At 42.9% G+C, this 14989-nt stretch carries 18 protein-coding genes and 2 tRNA genes; 10 read left to right on the top strand and 10 right to left on the bottom strand.

Annotated features, from left to right (window positions below):
• Positions 1-219 precede the first annotated feature (219 nt).
• Entirely contained in the window at positions 220-435 is a 216-nt protein-coding gene (locus METPAY_RS14650; RefSeq protein ID WP_157199021.1) for a hypothetical protein, read from the top strand.
• On the opposite strand, the gene METPAY_RS06710 is transcribed toward METPAY_RS14650, so the two are convergent.
• The 4 genes from METPAY_RS06710 to METPAY_RS06730 form a co-directional block, all read right to left on the bottom strand.
• Positions 417-488: transfer RNA gene (locus METPAY_RS06710), tRNA-Ala, on the bottom strand. The two genes, METPAY_RS14650 and METPAY_RS06710, sit on opposite strands and share 19 nt — an antisense overlap.
• Before the next feature lie 26 nt (positions 489-514).
• Complete coding sequence (locus tag METPAY_RS06715) at positions 515-1522, bottom strand: transcription initiation factor IIB (RefSeq protein ID WP_013330103.1); 1008 nt, start codon at positions 1520-1522, stop codon at positions 515-517.
• Between the two features lie 335 nt (positions 1523-1857).
• A complete protein-coding gene (locus METPAY_RS06725; RefSeq protein ID WP_048150516.1) occupies positions 1858-2505 on the bottom strand; it encodes a histidinol phosphate phosphatase domain-containing protein in 648 nt (215 codons plus the stop codon).
• 6 nt (positions 2506-2511) lie between these two features.
• Positions 2512-2826 (bottom strand): signal recognition particle subunit SRP19/SEC65 family protein, encoded by a 315-nt coding sequence (locus tag METPAY_RS06730; RefSeq protein WP_013330100.1) that lies wholly within the window; start codon positions 2824-2826, stop codon positions 2512-2514.
• Between the two features lie 10 nt (positions 2827-2836).
• Between METPAY_RS06730 and hypB the strand changes: the two genes are divergently transcribed.
• The 4 genes from hypB (at position 2837) to METPAY_RS06750 (ending at position 5043) form a co-directional block, all read left to right on the top strand.
• Positions 2837-3484 (top strand): hydrogenase nickel incorporation protein HypB, encoded by a 648-nt coding sequence (gene hypB, locus METPAY_RS06735; RefSeq protein WP_048150518.1) that lies wholly within the window; start codon positions 2837-2839, stop codon positions 3482-3484.
• A 130-nt stretch (positions 3485-3614) separates the two neighbouring features.
• On the top strand, positions 3615-3992 hold the full coding sequence (locus METPAY_RS06740) for a 30S ribosomal protein S8e (RefSeq protein WP_013330098.1): 378 nt from the start codon (positions 3615-3617) through the stop codon (positions 3990-3992).
• Positions 3993-4206: 214 nt separating this feature from the next.
• Positions 4207-4575 (top strand): hypothetical protein, encoded by a 369-nt coding sequence (locus tag METPAY_RS06745; RefSeq protein ID WP_245611551.1) that lies wholly within the window; start codon positions 4207-4209, stop codon positions 4573-4575.
• A 3-nt stretch (positions 4576-4578) separates the two neighbouring features.
• Positions 4579-5043, top strand: a complete 465-nt coding sequence (locus tag METPAY_RS06750; protein ID WP_048150523.1) for a DUF2240 family protein — start codon at positions 4579-4581, stop codon at positions 5041-5043.
• A gap of 6 nt (positions 5044-5049) precedes the next feature.
• Here the strand turns inward: METPAY_RS06750 and METPAY_RS06755 are convergent, their stop codons facing one another.
• Both METPAY_RS06755 and infB read right to left on the bottom strand, forming a co-directional pair.
• Entirely contained in the window at positions 5050-5457 is a 408-nt protein-coding gene (locus tag METPAY_RS06755) for a 30S ribosomal protein S6e (RefSeq protein WP_048150526.1), read from the bottom strand.
• A 54-nt stretch (positions 5458-5511) separates the two neighbouring features.
• Positions 5512-7326 (bottom strand): translation initiation factor IF-2, encoded by a 1815-nt coding sequence (gene infB, locus METPAY_RS06760; RefSeq protein WP_048150529.1) that lies wholly within the window; start codon positions 7324-7326, stop codon positions 5512-5514.
• A gap of 177 nt (positions 7327-7503) precedes the next feature.
• On the opposite strand from infB, the gene METPAY_RS06765 reads away from it, so the two are divergent.
• Together METPAY_RS06765 and METPAY_RS06770 are read left to right on the top strand one after the other, a co-directional pair.
• A tRNA-His gene (locus METPAY_RS06765) sits at positions 7504-7575 on the top strand.
• Between the two features lie 109 nt (positions 7576-7684).
• Positions 7685-8668 (top strand): hypothetical protein, encoded by a 984-nt coding sequence (locus METPAY_RS06770; RefSeq protein ID WP_048150532.1) that lies wholly within the window; start codon positions 7685-7687, stop codon positions 8666-8668.
• 31 nt (positions 8669-8699) lie between these two features.
• Here METPAY_RS06770 and METPAY_RS06775 read toward each other — a convergent pair whose 3' ends face one another.
• On the bottom strand, positions 8700-9056 hold the full coding sequence (locus tag METPAY_RS06775) for a hypothetical protein (protein WP_048150534.1): 357 nt from the start codon (positions 9054-9056) through the stop codon (positions 8700-8702).
• Between the two features lie 101 nt (positions 9057-9157).
• Between METPAY_RS06775 and METPAY_RS06780 the strand changes: the two genes are divergently transcribed.
• The 3 genes from METPAY_RS06780 to METPAY_RS06790 are packed head-to-tail and all read left to right on the top strand — an operon-like array spanning position 9158 to position 11307.
• Positions 9158-10165, top strand: coding sequence for a hypothetical protein (locus tag METPAY_RS06780; protein ID WP_048150537.1), 1008 nt, complete (start codon positions 9158-9160; stop codon positions 10163-10165).
• Complete coding sequence (locus METPAY_RS06785) at positions 10158-11093, top strand: hypothetical protein (protein WP_048150541.1); 936 nt, start codon at positions 10158-10160, stop codon at positions 11091-11093. Before METPAY_RS06780 ends, METPAY_RS06785 begins: the two co-directional genes overlap by 8 nt.
• 13 nt (positions 11094-11106) lie before the next feature.
• The gene (locus tag METPAY_RS06790) at positions 11107-11307 is read left to right on the top strand and encodes a hypothetical protein (RefSeq protein ID WP_211251523.1); all 201 of its coding nucleotides are present in this window, start codon (positions 11107-11109) and stop codon (positions 11305-11307) included.
• Positions 11308-11330: 23 nt separating this feature from the next.
• On the opposite strand, the gene METPAY_RS14900 is transcribed toward METPAY_RS06790, so the two are convergent.
• The 3 genes from METPAY_RS14900 to METPAY_RS14200 form a co-directional block, all read right to left on the bottom strand.
• Entirely contained in the window at positions 11331-11504 is a 174-nt protein-coding gene (locus tag METPAY_RS14900; RefSeq protein ID WP_157199023.1) for a hypothetical protein, read from the bottom strand.
• A 729-nt stretch (positions 11505-12233) separates the two neighbouring features.
• Positions 12234-13643, bottom strand: coding sequence for a flagellar basal body L-ring protein FlgH (locus METPAY_RS14195; protein WP_157199024.1), 1410 nt, complete (start codon positions 13641-13643; stop codon positions 12234-12236).
• Positions 13644-13902: 259 nt separating this feature from the next.
• Positions 13903-14892, bottom strand: coding sequence for an immunoglobulin domain-containing protein (locus METPAY_RS14200; RefSeq protein WP_052418713.1), 990 nt, complete (start codon positions 14890-14892; stop codon positions 13903-13905).
• Positions 14893-14989: the final 97 nt, after the last annotated feature.

The raw sequence follows: 14989 nt of genomic DNA on the forward strand, positions 1-14989 counted from the left end.
CTTTTGGTGATGTAACGAAGAGTTCGTCCCAAAAAGATAAAAGATCTTTGAACCTTCGATACACCCTGATCAGAGCATTTACGCCAGAGATTTCTCCTTTCCAAGCCAGATCATGGGCAAGAATGGAAAAAATGGCGAAACGGCTTTCCATTGGATATCGTCATGTGGGGAGGGAGTGGGAAGGGGGTGCGCCCCCCCCGGTCACAGGAGATAATAAACGTGGAAAAAGAGAGAAAACCGAAAACAATCGTTATGCATAGGATCCGGAAGCCGCTCGAAATTTCTATCGACCTTGAAAACTACGAGGATTTGAAAGAAAACTCCCTAAACACGTCCAAATTAGTCGATATGTTGATAATTTGGTTTAGAGAGTTAACGCCGCACAATTCGGTCTTAATTTTGCAAAAAACCAAAAATGGACTTGGCGGGATTTGAACCCGCGGCCTCTACGTTGCGAACGTAGCGATCTCCCCCTGATCTACAAGCCCGAATTAATGTATTAAAAATTGTTTAATCAGAGAATAATTTCTATATCTAATTTCTCTGCCAGCTCTTTATACCTGTTCCTAATCGTAACCTCGGTTACGCCTGCAACCTCGGCAACTTCACGCTGTGTACGGCGTTCGCCACCGAGGATCGAGGATATGTAAATTGCGGCCGCTGCGACCCCTGTTGGTCCTCTGCCGCTTGTAAGCTCCCTTTCTCCCGCTTGGCGGAGGATCTCGACCGCCCTTGACTGAACCTCTCCTTTGAGGTTAAGTCCGGAGCAGAAGCGCGGAACGTAATCGATCGGGGACGTGGGCAGGAGTTTCAATCCGAGCTCTCTTGAGATGAACCTGTATGTCCTTCCGATCTCTTTCCTCGATACACGGGATACCTCGGCAATCTCGTCGAGTGTTCTCGGGACGCTGCACTGGCGGCAGGCTGCGTAGAGTGCGGCTGCAGCTACTCCTTCGATACTTCTTCCGCGGATGAGGTTCTTGTCTACCGCATCACGGTATACGACCGCAGCAGTCTCACGGACATTTCTCGGAAGACCGAGAGCCGATGCCATACGGTCGAGTTCGGAGAGTGCAAATGCAAGGTTTCTCTCGGTAGCGTTCGAGACACGAATCCTTCTCTGCCACTTGCGGAGCCTGTAGAGCTGTGCACGGTTCTTCGAAGAGATCGCTCTTCCGTATGAGTCACGGTTTCTCCAGTCGATCATAGTCGAGAGACCCTTGTCGTGGATCGTGAAGGTCATCGGTGCACCGACACGGGAACGCTTCATGCGCTGGTCGTGGTCGAATGCACGCCACTCTGGACCCCTGTCTATGAACTCCTCTTCAAGTACGAGACCGCAGTTCTGGCAGGTAAGTTCCGCACGCTCGTAGTCGTGGATGAGCTGCCTGCTTCCACACTCGGGACAGACCGTCTTTGAGGATTCCTCCTTTTTCTTCTGCTCTTTCTCTACCTGCGATGTACGCTTTTTAAGAGCCTCTCTCTGGCTCTGAAGTTGTTTAAGTTTCTCTATTTCCTGCATAGTTTCACCAGTGAATTATTTCGTGTAAAGTTTCTCTCCGGTTGTTCGGTTATCCGACCTTTCGCACCATATTACAGCATACGGTGATTTGATATTTCCAAAAATTTCAACCAGTTTTCCAGCTTTTCTGTTCCGCCTGTCTATGATGTTTGCATGCAGGGGGGGCAGTTGCGCCGCATCGCATTTTGCAACGATCATATGCTCATTTATTATAAACTGGACAATTCCGGCTAATTTCAATAGGCTCATTCCTGAAAAACTGGTCGATTTTTTTCGTAACCTATATATGTTAGATTAAATTTTATATAAATTTTCCGGCAACTTTTAAATAATTGTTATCTTTTCAAGAGATCTCTGATTTCATGATCTGATAAAATCTTATCTGCAGTGTCCCTGTTCATTCCTGCGCCAAGCGCTACGGCTTTGCGCGCTTCTTCAGTCATAAGATCTCCCGGATCGTGAGTGTCCGAATCTACTACCATTCTGCATCCTGTTCTTTCGGCGATCCTGCAGACATGACCGTTCGTCCTGTTGTGCCCTCCCCTGGAAGTGATCTCCAGAAAGACCCCGCTGACCTTTGCGAGTTCTGCATCCTGCTCAGATATCAGGCCGGGGTGGGCAAGAATATCGACATATTCACAGCTGCATGCAGCTGAATTCGTACCTTTCATCACAGGTTCGACTACTGTCTCGCCGTGGACTATCACTATCTCCGCACCTTCTTCCTTTGCAAGTTTTGCAAGTTCAGGGATCTCTCTGGGGGGGACGTGGGTAATCTCCACACCCGTGACCAGCCTTATTCCGTACTCGTCAGCTGACCTCCTGACGGATTCCGTCATTTTTATGATCTGGGAAATGTTCGACCTGTCGGCATGATCGGTAATCCCTATGATATCATATCCCAAAACAGAAGCCCTCCGGATAAGTTCGGTCGGAAGGAGCTCCCCGTCTGAATGAATGGTATGCGTGTGAAGATCGTACATGTCCGCTCAGTTACCTTCCGACAATTTCTCTGCTATTTTTTTTATCAGTATTTCTTTTGAACCTTTCCAAGATACAATGATCCGTCCGCCTTTTTCTGTCCAGTGGGCCGGATGTTTGCTCTCCTCGGTTCTTGCCGAAAGACCCGCCTTTTTTGCTGCTTTATAGATGTTCTGGGTATCCGGTTTGGTGATTCCGGCGGATACCGGCACCCTCCTCCCTTCGCTTCTCTTCAGTTCCTTATTGAAATAGCAGGGATAAAGGATTCGTTCATCTTCCATGATTACTGTTTGATCAGTGAACCTAATAACAGGTATGATCATACCTCTATCCATGCATCACGTTGACGTGAGTATTGAAAAGGATATTTTTGAGGCAAACAACAGACTCGCACATAAAAACCACCATCTTTTAAAGGATCACGGAATTCGCGGGTTTGACCTTTTGGGGGCGATCGGTTCGGGGAAAACCTCCCTTATAGAAAGAATTGTGCCCGAACTCGTAAAGCGTGGGCTTAAAACAGGTGCGATTGCAGGAGACGTCTGGGGTGACGACGACTTCCAGCGGATTGTGGCGACCGGTGCAAAGGCTGTTAATGCTAATACGGGTAAGGAGTGCCATCTTGATGCCCATATCGTAGAGCATGCACTCGAGCATCTCCCCCTCGATGAGATTGACATCCTTTTTATTGAAAATGTCGGAAACATGGTGTGCCCAACCGATTTCGCCCTCGGTGCAGAGAAACGTATAGTGGTTGTGAGCACGACAGAGGGCGACGATGTCGTCAACAAACATCCCATGATGTTTCGCGGGTGCGATATCGCTGTAATCAACAAGGTGGATCTGGCGGAATACGTCGGATGCAATGTCGAGAGAATGGTTGATGACATCGCGAAATATAATCCTGTAATGCCTGTATTTAAGACAAATCTTAAGACAGGGGACGGGATTTCGGAACTCACCGAAGAGATCCTGAAATGATCTCCATCCGGTGTTTTGCGGTGGAGTTAAATAACTAAAAATTGAATATATATAGCACTTCAGTTGACTGCGGGAAAAGCGTTATCAGCTTTTTCCTGTTGACGAGATAGTAATAGATATAGGTGTATCAATGCTTTGGCAAGGAAGATCCGTAAGGAAAGTAACGGGCGGTCGTGTCCGTCTCGTTCGTGGTAAGAGAAGAATTGAAGTAGGCAGGGCTCCGGCAGACACTCACATCGGCGAGGTTCGCTACAAGGTGATCAGGACCCATGGCGGAAACTACAAGATGAGGGCTCTTCGTGCACAGTTTGCAAGTGTTTCAAACCCGAAGACCGGCGAGACAAAGAAGGTTATGATTGAGACCGTGGTCGAAAACCCGGCAAACCCGAACTACGTCCGTCGTAACCTTTTGACGAAGGGCGCAATCATCAAGACAGAGCTTGGAAATGCAAGGATCCTGTCAAGGCCCGGCCAGGACGGCACAATCAATGCCGTTCTGACTGAATAATTTTTTTGTGTCGTTTTTCTTTTATCAATTTTAAATTCTGTACGTGCTCGAAACATACGTTTCATGAACGTTTCATCGTAAAATCACTTCGTGATTTATCCTCAAAACAGTACAGGAATCATTCGATTCCTGCACATTTTTATAGGAACCAAACAATTCTGTACTTATGCGTAGAGTATACTTCCGCTTTCCTCTCAGGTGTGATCTTGATTTTGTGGCAGAAGAGCCTTTTATGACTGTCATCAGCAGAATCGGATCTTTCGACGGAGAACACATAACGAAAAAAGTCGGGGACGAACTGGTAAAACTCGATCTGCAGGTTTTTGTTGCAAAGGATAAGACGGGTTTCGATAAGATTGAAAATATTCCCGGATTCTATGACACGACAACTGATACTGTGGATTTCAGGATTATGTTCAACGAGACGATCCTCACCGGTGAGAGGAGAATCCCACGCTCAACAACTTCATTTCTGGTAAAGGTTGAAGAGAAGGGGATGGCCTGCGACTGCTATATCGCAAAGGAAGGGGTTGCCGGCAATGTCGATGCACTCGACCTGAAGAACCTGATTCTCGGGAGGTAGACTTTGACTCTTCAAATGACGATTGCCGCACCGTTCAGGAACATGGGCCGTAACCGTCTGAAGAAGTCCGAAATCGTTTTTTATCTCGCTATCGATCGCCACTGGATGAATCGCGAGCAGGCGGAGAAGGTGATCTCTATGGCGGATGCAGAGGGCCTGATCAGGAAAGAGGGAGACTATTATTCGATACCTGAGGAGTTTTCAAAAATAGACATACCTCTCGGCTATAAACCGTCGTCCGAGATATTTGAAAAAAAGGACCCTGTCGAATCCCTTGCCGCCGCCATTGCGGAAAAGAACGGGATCGAGATAAATGCAGTAATCTCGGAGATGAATGTACTCATGGAGGATGAGTTCGACGGCAACCTCCTTCCCGAGGCTGCGATAGTCATACTTGCAAGAGAATACGGGGTCGGCTTTGAAGAATATCTTGATGAATTGAAGAAAAGTATTGGGAAAATAGATTAATCTTTTTTACTCCGCAGCTTCTGCGGGCTGTTCTTCGGGCTCGAAGTAGGACTTGAGATCCTTTGAACCGTATTCAACGACCTTTGCATTGATCTGGACGAAGTCTCCGGTGATCTCGGATGCCCTGATGGTCTTTCTCATGCGCTGACCGTCGTATGTGGGGTGGAACCCTGTACTCTCGGAGAGAAGGAGTCTTCTTTTGCCTGCACCGGGAAGATCCTTTCTTGCCGGAATTCCTGTTCTGTCTGTTGCGCCGGTGATCTCGATCGAGTAGCCCTCGAAACCGAGAAGGTCTCCCTTTATTACGTCGCCAACGCTCTTACCCATTAATGATCCTGCCATCCCGCCGGTAGCCTCGATATTGTAAGCCATGCCGTTTTTGGGGTCGGACAATACTACTTTGAAATCTGCCATTGTGAATCTCCAATATTTAGGTCTTTATAATTTTGAGCTGTAACCTTAAAAAAACTACTTACCCCAGAAGGGTTCGTCCTTTCTTTTCATGGAGGTGAATTCCTCCAAAACTTCTTTCATTCCGGGGTCCAGCCGTCCAAGCATCTCTTTTTCGATTACCTTTACGTGGTTTTCCGGAATGTCGACAAAGAGCTGGTCGCCGACATCGATCTGCCTTCCAACTGTTGGCCCTTCAATCGATATCGCCACCTCCTTACCTTCTCCTGCTTCGGCTATGTTGTCCTGCCCGGACTTTATCTGTTTGATCCTGCCGACCTTTCTTCCGTCGAGGTGAACAAGGTTGATTCCGCTCTGGAGTTTGCCGCCGAGTACGCGAACGCCGACAACTGCCGGGTTGCTCTGCCTGAATATGCAATCGGGGAGAAGGATGATCTTTGCAGGCATTATCAGCTTTTCAAATGTCTGTTTCTCGATCTCGCGACGGGTGTTCTCCTCCCACTCGAGATAGTCGTCGATGAGGTGGTATATAACTCCGCCCTGGAAGACCTTCACGTGCTTCATTGAGTTGTCGAGCAGCGTATCTATGGCGTCGGGAAGAAGCTGGGTGTTGAAGGCGAGGAGGATCGAGAGCAGGGGATTTCTGACCGTACCGACCTCTATGATGTCATGCCTGCTGACAGGTCCTACCTCCGCACGCATAATCGGGATGTTATGCTCTTCAAGCTCCTTGGAAAGGGCTTCGAGGGCACCGATGGTGTCTGCCTTGATGTAGATTCCTTCGTCGGAGAGTTTGACCTCTATATCCTCCATCTCGTGGATGATGCTGTCGACGATCTCGTCCCTGTCGCCTTTGATCACTTTTATGGGCGAGCCTGCGACTGCATCGTCGAGATTTGGTGCGGCGACCTTGATTCCCCTTGCTGCGGTTACGGATTTGACCCTCTCGAACTTGTCTTCCGTGAGGATCTCCTGCATCGGGCGGGGCTGGAGAAGGGACCTGACCTTGGTCTCGATTACGCCGTTTGTTCCGCCGACCGCGATCTCGTCGCCGACATTGAGCGTTCCGTCATAGAGGATGACGTCGAGTGTCGTTCCGAGGCCCTTCTCCTCCTTTACTTCGAGGACGGTTCCGATACCGGGGCCTTCGACCGATAAAGAGAGGCCTTCGGTCATGTAACGTTGTGCAAGCCCGATCATGACCATGAGGAGATCGGGGACGCCTTCGCCGGTGACTCCGCTTACGGGAACGATTGCTACATTCTTGGAAAAATCCTTTATCCTGTCGTATCTCTCGCTGTTGATGCCTTCTTCGGAGAGTTTCCCGACTATCTCGTAGGTCTTGTTCTCTATATCGGTCTGGACCCTTTCGTTCTGCGCCTTGTAGCACTTGAGGAAGGGGGCATTTTCGTTTACTCTCCACCCGTGAATCCTGTCGATCTTTGTTGCGGCTACGACGAACGGGGTCTTGAAGTTTTTGAGTATGTGCAGCGCTTCGATAGTCTGCGGCTGGAACCCTTCGTTTATGTCGACGACGAGGATTGCCATGTCGGCCAGCGCTCCGCCTCTTGCCCTGAGGGTGGTGAACGCGTGGTGGCCGGGAGTGTCGATAAAAAGGAGGCCGGGGATATCGAAGTGCATTTTGCCTTCCGTTCCGCTCATCTTTTCAATGGCTTCGAGGGGTATTATTGTCGCACCGATATGCTGTGTGATTGCACCCTCCTCCTTTGCCACGACCGACGATCCCCTGATCTTGTCGAGCAGGGAGGTCTTGCCGTGGTCTACGTGCCCAAGTACGCATGCGATTGGCGTTCTGAGCGAGGAAGATGCGGAACCTGTGTTGGATTTCTTCTGACTCTTTTTCTTTGCCATTGTTCTCTCTCCAAAAAAGCCGCGGGAAGGGATAATTCAGAATCTTATTACCAGACTGTCCTATACTATTAGATACAGATGATTATTATCCTATCTTATAAAGCCCTGCATTTAACCAAATCCAGGACTAAAAGATAATCTTAATCTATAATGTCCATCAAAATAAATAAGCCATTTGCCGGGGTAGGGTAGTGGTTATCCTCAGGGATTGTGGCTCCCTGGACTCGGGTTCAAATCTCGGCCCCGGCCTTTTTGATTATTTTATTTTGCAAGAAGAACTGCTTTTTTTGGATTTTTCATTAAAATTTGTAATTTTAATAGATCACATTATCAACTAGATCAGTTTAAAAAATAATTTATGAAAGTCAATTATAGACGTTTTGATGATAAAGGGCAGGATATTAGTGAAGTAGATCATCTTGACATCAAATATTCTGATTTAATTCATGCGTGTATTACCATTGGCGAACCATCATATGAAGCAGCTAGAAATAAATTCCTCGAAATACCCGAATTTGGATATCACAAAATTTTTGCGATTTTAACATCATTAGATTGCCAAAATGATGAAATAATTCAAAACCCGGCCTGTAATAATTTAGAACAAAGTGAAAAAGTCGTACTATCCTTTTGGACAGGTATGATCTTTGCAAAAATTGTGGCAGAAAGAATTCTTGACGTATCTTGGCCCACACATGTGCGAATGATGCAAAAAGAATGTCCTGAAGACATTGTATTCAATTCTTCCGATTCTAACTTATTACCAGATTTTATTGGAAAGGATAATAATACTGATAATTGGCATATTATTGAAGCCAAAGGTCTTCGAAATAATCCCTTAAAAGAAAAAAGAAAAAAATATAAAGAACAGACTGAGTCCATAGCAACAATAAAAGGTAAAAAGCCAAAAACACGAAACTACTGTATAACCCATCTTCAATCCGCTATTGAAATTGAACTGGTAGATCCTAAAAAAGATCCTGAAGTCATATTAAAGCTAGATTTTGAGCTTAAAAATTTACAGAATTATTACTATAAAAATATAATAACCTTCCTTAAAAAAAATGAAAAAAATAATAGCTCCGATCAAAAATACCCGTTCATATACAAGAAGATTCCATGTCTTTGTTATATTAAAAAAGAGTGCTTCATCGGAATTGTAAAAGGAATATATGAGCAGGTTCTAAGTGAAAAAGTCGTAAAAAATTTACAGATAGAAGATATTCAAATTTTAAAAAATGAACTTGCCGATCATTTTCAACTAAATTCAAAAGAACAAGAAAAAGATTATGAACCAGATATTTCCCTAGGATCTGATGGAATTTTCGTTGTAATTAAATAATTAATAGATGCTAAAAAAATACGAAATTCCATTATTTTTTCTTTAATTCTATCCGATTGTGCTGATTTTTGTTTCTTCTATATTCAACCATTTTTAAATGAAACATAATTGAGGCTATCATAGATGCATACTTTGGACTATGTAGAGAAGATATCGTTTGATACTTCTGGATATATTCTCCAAGGCCACCCTCAATAGGATCATCCCATTTTGCACCTAAGGGGTACCAATCAGATGTTTTAAAGAAATTATCACGAATATCATCAATTAGGATTTTTGGAAATGCTAGCGGAGTCGATCCCCAATCGACGTAATAATGCTGTTCAGTCAGTCTTACATAAATCTGAGATCCGTTTCCACTTAGTGGATGACAGATGAAGGATTCCATAATAAAATGGAAGAGCCTTTTGAATAGATAATAATTTGTGATAATTCATATTGTAGAATTCTCAAAAGATATATTAGATTATAAAATAAGTCAATTAAATAATGCAAAGTGATGATTTTGAATTATACTTATCAAAAGACATCGTCCAAGGAGAAAAAGTTCCTTTTTATATTTTATGGGATTGTAATGATGTTTCAAAAATTGAATTAGATATTGATGGTTTTACTGAAATTAGTGAATTTCATAATGTACGTGATGGTTTTAATTCTGAAAGTAATAAATTAGATATTACTGATTTAAAGACAAAAAATTATTTAGGAGGAATATTGAATACAGTATCTTCTGAAGATCCCTTTCAACCTGCAAATTTAAGAGTTCATTTAGTAAAATCTGACGGTTCTTCTATTATAAATGAAGAAAAACGCATATTATATTCAACTATTTTAGAGATATCAAAAATTCCGGAAATAATACATATACCATTTAATGAAAAACCGATAAATATCCAATTAAAAGGTTCAACAACTGTATTTATAGATATTAATACTGAAGAAGGAAGTGAAGTTAAATTTGAATTACCAAAAGATATTCAAAATGCAATTGAAAAATTTATTTTTTCTTTTATGGAAGGGTTAGAAAAATTAAAAGAATCATATAGTGAATATAGTAAATTTATTGATGTTTTATTAGATGTAATGAAAAAATCAGACAGAGTGTCTGAAAGACAATTTATAGATTATGCTGAGAACGAATTTGAATCCTTTTCTCCAACAGAAGAATTTATAGAAGCATTTTCTTTAGTTATAGATAATGCATTAAGTAATAGTGCAAGCTTGAAGGATTTGTATTTTAGACCTTTGATAGAATATTTTGAAGCATCCGCTACAGATAAAGGATTTTTAAAATCTCCGTTTTTAGGTATAAATTTGCATAAGGGTCGTTTCAAGCTTAAAGGTAGAATTACTTATGAAAATATTCTTGAAAAAGAAGGAATCATAAAAAAGAATCATAATTATGCAGTCCCTTTTGAGACTATTATTGAATGTTCAAATGAAGGGATGGTTAGCTTAAAGGATTTAATTGATATTCAGAGGATTGAAGATGGTTAATTTAAAGGATACAAAAGAACTTCTTGAAATTGCAAAGGAGATTTCAGATTGGCTAAAAGGAGAGAAATATGATTCACTAGAGATCAATTGTATGAGCAATATCGGAACTTATTCTACGACAGTCAATGTTAACAGTGTCTTTTCAAAATGGGCTAATAAGAGTTATCCTGGAGAAAAAAAATTTAGTTCTAACGAAATATATGATATAAAAGCATTCAGTTTAAAACCTATTCCTGGTAAAATTGATGATGCAGTTTCACGGGAAAATGGAATAATCACTTTACATTTAAATAAGTTATTAAATTATGATTTATTTCGTATAGAAGTCCATGTAAAAATGGACCAAGATTTTTTAGATAGTTTAGTAAGAAAGAGATCTTCGCCAGAACCATTGCAGGATGCTACAAAATATCATTTGTCCGCTCAGTTAAAAGATCCTGAAAGTTTAATCAGTGGGTTTTCAGATTTAGAAATTGATGAATATCCTGTAACTGCGGATGTTCAAATCCAGAATTGCATTAATACAAATATTGCCCCATATTTGAATGATTTAGCTAAAGTTGAAGCACAAATGTTGGCAGAGGAAGATCCTCATAGTGTTCAAAAAGTTATGAAACTGCATAAAGAAAAGATTCGGTTAAGGAAAAAAGGGGAGAAAACCGATGTATTAGATAAATTAAATGATGTCTCAATGTTTTTACAACCTTCTAAATTTCTCAATTATGTGAAGATGGACAATTCTACAGAATTCCGTCTCCACCAGTGTGAATGGGGAAATTTATTCCGAGCTTTAGGAATGATACATTTACCTGAAAAAATGGGAGTAATTACAAGAACGGATTTAACTATCAATAAACCTGCTACATCTGGAGTATTACTCTATGAGAAAAATAAATTTTCAGAAGAATTAAATGGACTATTTAAGTAATCTTTTTCAATACATGATTTCAATCAGAAAAATGGATCCAGAGAGATATGGAAGAAACCATATTTTCAGTGTTAAAAAAATATGGGAAGAATGCCAGATTGAGAAATATACAATCAAATTGAAGAGATTAAATTTGGAATGCTGGTTCATAATATGGCATTTAAGAACAGAAAGTTTTCTCCATAGCCTCAAATTCAAAAAAAGAGATTTTTGATAAGGTTTAATCTTTAGTCTTGCTTAATTATTCTCGTCCATTCCGCCGTCGACTTTAGACACTGCACACTTATGTGAATTGTCATGACAGCGCCTGCACATCTCGATTGTGCATGTCTCGCCCGTGCACGGGCCTTTTTCTTCCTTGCTCTTGTTTCCGTTTTCGATATTTGTATTCGCTGAATTTTCTTCCGGCATGTTGTAGTCCTCTTCGTCTGGTTATGTCCTATGAATTTTGATATGTGAATTGAACCTGGATCGCTCCTGTTCAATGATATATGATTTTGGCCGCCGGGATTTAACGGTTCCTTTTTTGATGTGGATCTGGGTTCACAGTGTGGTCATTTGGTTAATTTAACTTATTAAATTGATTTTTTATATGATCACTCTGTTCTTATGGTTGGTACATTGGGGATGATGATTAATTGTCAGTACAAATGTTCCGATCTTCAAAGGTCCTCGGATATCTGGATAAGATCACTACCTGAAAAACCCTCAAAATGAGCTTATTTTCGTCATTTGAATTAGGTTTTGAAGGGTGATCTAAAATAACTGCAATGTGCCGGTTTTAGCCCGATCAATGCCCGGATCGCATCGATATAACGGCACGTCAGAGTCCTCTTTTTTTCAGACGATGTTCTGGTCGGATGAGGTGGAGATCGTGGAATACAGGGCTCCTGTGTGGATGTGAAAAACGGTGTTTACGGCGTTTTTTGACATTATTTAAGCTTTACTTTACAATTCCGGACTTCTTGTAGAGTGATCTGTGAAGAAAAAGGATCAACAGATCGGATCTAACCTGTCGAAAGGTTCGACATATAGAGACATACGGCTGTGGTATTTTTAAGAACAAAAAAAAAATAAGAAAAAAAGGAATTCCCGACCCGGCGAACGGGTCATTAGTCCCTCTCCGGAAAAAACCAGAGATCAGTTCGATCCGAACATCCCTGCAAAGAATTCCCCGATCGATGAAAATATTGAATTTTCAGTATTGCTTCTTGACTTTTGTTCTTCTGCATTCCCGGACCTTGTGGTTTCAGGAGTTCCATCTGCCTGTCCTTTTACCTCAAACGTGCACCTGGCATAAGCGTCGTCGGTATCAGCCGAAGCGATCTCACTGATAAGTTCCTCGACGGCATCGGTACCTCTAAGCCTGCTGTCAGTGCCCCAGATATAAAATCCCTGGCCGGCTTCGGGGGATACTAATACCTTTCCCCCGTCACCCAGATTTGTGATTACGCCGAACTCATCATCGTACATCGGGTGCTGGACAATCACGTAATATTCCCCGTCATCCATCTTCGCGGTCTCGTCTCCGTCGAGTACATATTTATATGAGGCATCGTCTTCAGGCACAATCTTAACCATAGAACCATTTTCTGCTCCGTTCCAGTAACTAAAGCCAAGGACCCATATGGCGATCGCTTTCGGCATTCCTTCTGCAGTGCCTGTGATCGTCAGTTCCTCGCCTCTTTTGATAACCGGTTCGGAGACCTGTGCCGAAATATACGGCTTCTTAAGCACAATCGGTACAGTATCAAATGAACCGCCCGACAGATCTTCCTTGTTTGCCGGTTCGGTAACTGCATATACGGTGTAAGTACCGGGGTCGAGATCCAATTCGGTGGTATCGAGTTCGTATTCCCATGTGTCGTGTGAATCTGCAGCCACTTTTACGAATGTGTTTTCTTTACCGGTTACTGCCGCTGTACCGGGATCATCAAATTTGTCGCCGTTTGCATCAAGTGCATCTCCGCAGACAAACAGGTACACGTAATCGGATTCGGAATTAGTTCCGGTGAACGTGATCAGTTCTCCTTCATAGAATTTACCGTCGCCTGATGCCGCGATTGTAATATTTCCGTTTTTAGCAGTTTTTGTTTCAACGTTCACCTTTGTTGCGGTCTCTTTTTTCTTCAGGACAATAGTTACCGTGTCAAACATACCGCCCGACAGGTCTCCCTTGTTATCCGGTTCGGTGACGGCATATATGGTGTAAGTACCATAAGAAAGACTAAGCCCGCCGGCATCAAGTGTATATTCCCATGTGCCGTCGACATCTGTCGGAGTTTTGATAAAAGTGTTCTCATCGCCGGTTATCGCCGCCATGCCAAACTCATCAGGTTTTTCTCCGTTCTGGTTGAGGTTTGGTCCGGTGATGAAAAGGTACACATTATCGGATGCCGTGTTCGTTCCCGAGAGTTTGATCACTTCATCGAAAAAGTAAGAACCGTCCCCCAGTGCCGTGACTGTAATCTGTCCTTCGGCCTGTGCCGGGCACATTATACAAAAAATCGCTGTCACTATAATTAATGTGGAGATCAATTTAGAATTCATAAAAATACTCCATTTTAATTTTTTATAGATCATCAGCACTGTTAAGATTACTGTGAGAAGACTCGACGTATCCACAGTAATAACGCCGGAAAAAGCAGAACACTTCTTTAATCCTGCATTGTGCCCCGATGATCGAACTTTGCAGTTCTACAGATAATAAAATTTCATGCTCTAAATGCATGAACAAAAATCCTAATAAAAAAAAGGGTGTTTGGCCCCCCCAACCTCCCGCCTTTTGGGGATCAATTATGGATCAGTTTTATCCGAATATCCCGGCAAAGAAATTTCCGATCGCAGATAATATGGAATTGTCGGTGTTGCTGCCGGACTGTCCTTCCACCTTAAACGTGCTCAGGGTATATGTGTCGTCTATGTCGGCCGAGTTTATCTCATCGATAAGCGCCTCTGCAGCATCTGCACCTCTTAGTGCATATTTACCGCTGATATAGAAACTATCGCCTGAGCTTTTCTGGTCTACTGTCGCGATTCCGGTAACTATTACTCCGTCTCCTGAGGAAGCCGGCTCTGTAACGACGTTGAACTCGTCGTTGTACATCGAATGCTGAACGACAACATAATACTCGCCGTCTTCCATCTTTGCGGTCTCATCTCCGCTAAGTACATATTCATACGAGGAGTCGTCTTCGGGGACGACCGTAACCATCGAACCCGTTTCTGCACCGTTCCAGTAATCATAACCTAAAACCCAGACTGCGACGAAATGTGGGTTTCCTTCAGCAGTTCCTGAGATTGTCAGTTCTTCGCCTCTTTTGATAACAGGTTCGGACAGCTTCGCCGTAATAAACGGCTTCTTAATCACGATCGATACAGTGTCATATTCGCCCGACGACAGGTCTTCCTTATTCTTCGGTTCTGTAACGGCATATATGGTGTAGCTTCCTGCATCAAAATTTCTGGAACCGACAAGCTCATATTCCCAGGTGTCGTCTGAATCTACCGCCGCCCTGGCAAAAGTACCCTCTTTTCCGCTTATAGCTGCAGTACCGGGATCATCAAGTTTGTCGCCGTCTGCGTTAAGATTCGGTCCTGCGATAAACAGGTATACGTAATCAGATTCGGTATCTGTTCCCGAGAACGTGATCACTTCTCCATTATAATACGAACCGTCTCCCAATGCCGTGATCGTAATCTTTTCCGACTGTCCCGCATCCGCTTCCGCCTGTGCCGGGCAGATCACACAAAATATCGCTGCCGATATTATCAGCAGAGAAATAATTTTGGAATTCATTCTAGCACCTCATTTTCCTTTTTTTATAGATCATCCGTTATTTTAAGAGTACTGTGAGAGGATTCGATTTAACCGGAAATACCTGCAATCCTTATTC

Source organism: Methanolacinia paynteri, assembly GCF_000784355.1.
GTDB lineage: Archaea > Halobacteriota > Methanomicrobia > Methanomicrobiales > Methanomicrobiaceae > Methanolacinia > Methanolacinia paynteri.

Bases quoted from the DNA above. Each gene is read 5' to 3' on its own strand.
- METPAY_RS06715 (WP_013330103.1), bottom strand. From the start codon at position 1,522: ATGCAGGAAATAGAGAAACTTAAACAACTTCAGAGCCAGAGAGAGGCT.
- METPAY_RS06725 (WP_048150516.1), bottom strand. From the start codon at position 2,505: ATGTACGATCTTCACACGCATACCATTCATTCAGACGGGGAGCTCCTT.
- METPAY_RS06730 (WP_013330100.1), bottom strand. From the start codon at position 2,826: ATGATCATACCTGTTATTAGGTTCACTGATCAAACAGTAATCATGGAA.
- hypB (WP_048150518.1), top strand. From the start codon at position 2,837: ATGCATCACGTTGACGTGAGTATTGAAAAGGATATTTTTGAGGCAAAC.
- METPAY_RS06740 (WP_013330098.1), top strand. From the start codon at position 3,615: ATGCTTTGGCAAGGAAGATCCGTAAGGAAAGTAACGGGCGGTCGTGTC.
- METPAY_RS06755 (WP_048150526.1), bottom strand. From the start codon at position 5,457: ATGGCAGATTTCAAAGTAGTATTGTCCGACCCCAAAAACGGCATGGCT.
- infB (WP_048150529.1), bottom strand. From the start codon at position 7,326: ATGGCAAAGAAAAAGAGTCAGAAGAAATCCAACACAGGTTCCGCATCT.
- METPAY_RS06770 (WP_048150532.1), top strand. From the start codon at position 7,685: ATGAAAGTCAATTATAGACGTTTTGATGATAAAGGGCAGGATATTAGT.
- METPAY_RS06775 (WP_048150534.1), bottom strand. From the start codon at position 9,056: ATGGAATCCTTCATCTGTCATCCACTAAGTGGAAACGGATCTCAGATT.
- METPAY_RS06780 (WP_048150537.1), top strand. From the start codon at position 9,158: ATGCAAAGTGATGATTTTGAATTATACTTATCAAAAGACATCGTCCAA.
- METPAY_RS06785 (WP_048150541.1), top strand. From the start codon at position 10,158: ATGGTTAATTTAAAGGATACAAAAGAACTTCTTGAAATTGCAAAGGAG.
- METPAY_RS06790 (WP_211251523.1), top strand. From the start codon at position 11,107: ATGATTTCAATCAGAAAAATGGATCCAGAGAGATATGGAAGAAACCAT.
- METPAY_RS14900 (WP_157199023.1), bottom strand. From the start codon at position 11,504: ATGCCGGAAGAAAATTCAGCGAATACAAATATCGAAAACGGAAACAAG.
- METPAY_RS14195 (WP_157199024.1), bottom strand. From the start codon at position 13,643: ATGAATTCTAAATTGATCTCCACATTAATTATAGTGACAGCGATTTTT.
- METPAY_RS14200 (WP_052418713.1), bottom strand. From the start codon at position 14,892: ATGAATTCCAAAATTATTTCTCTGCTGATAATATCGGCAGCGATATTT.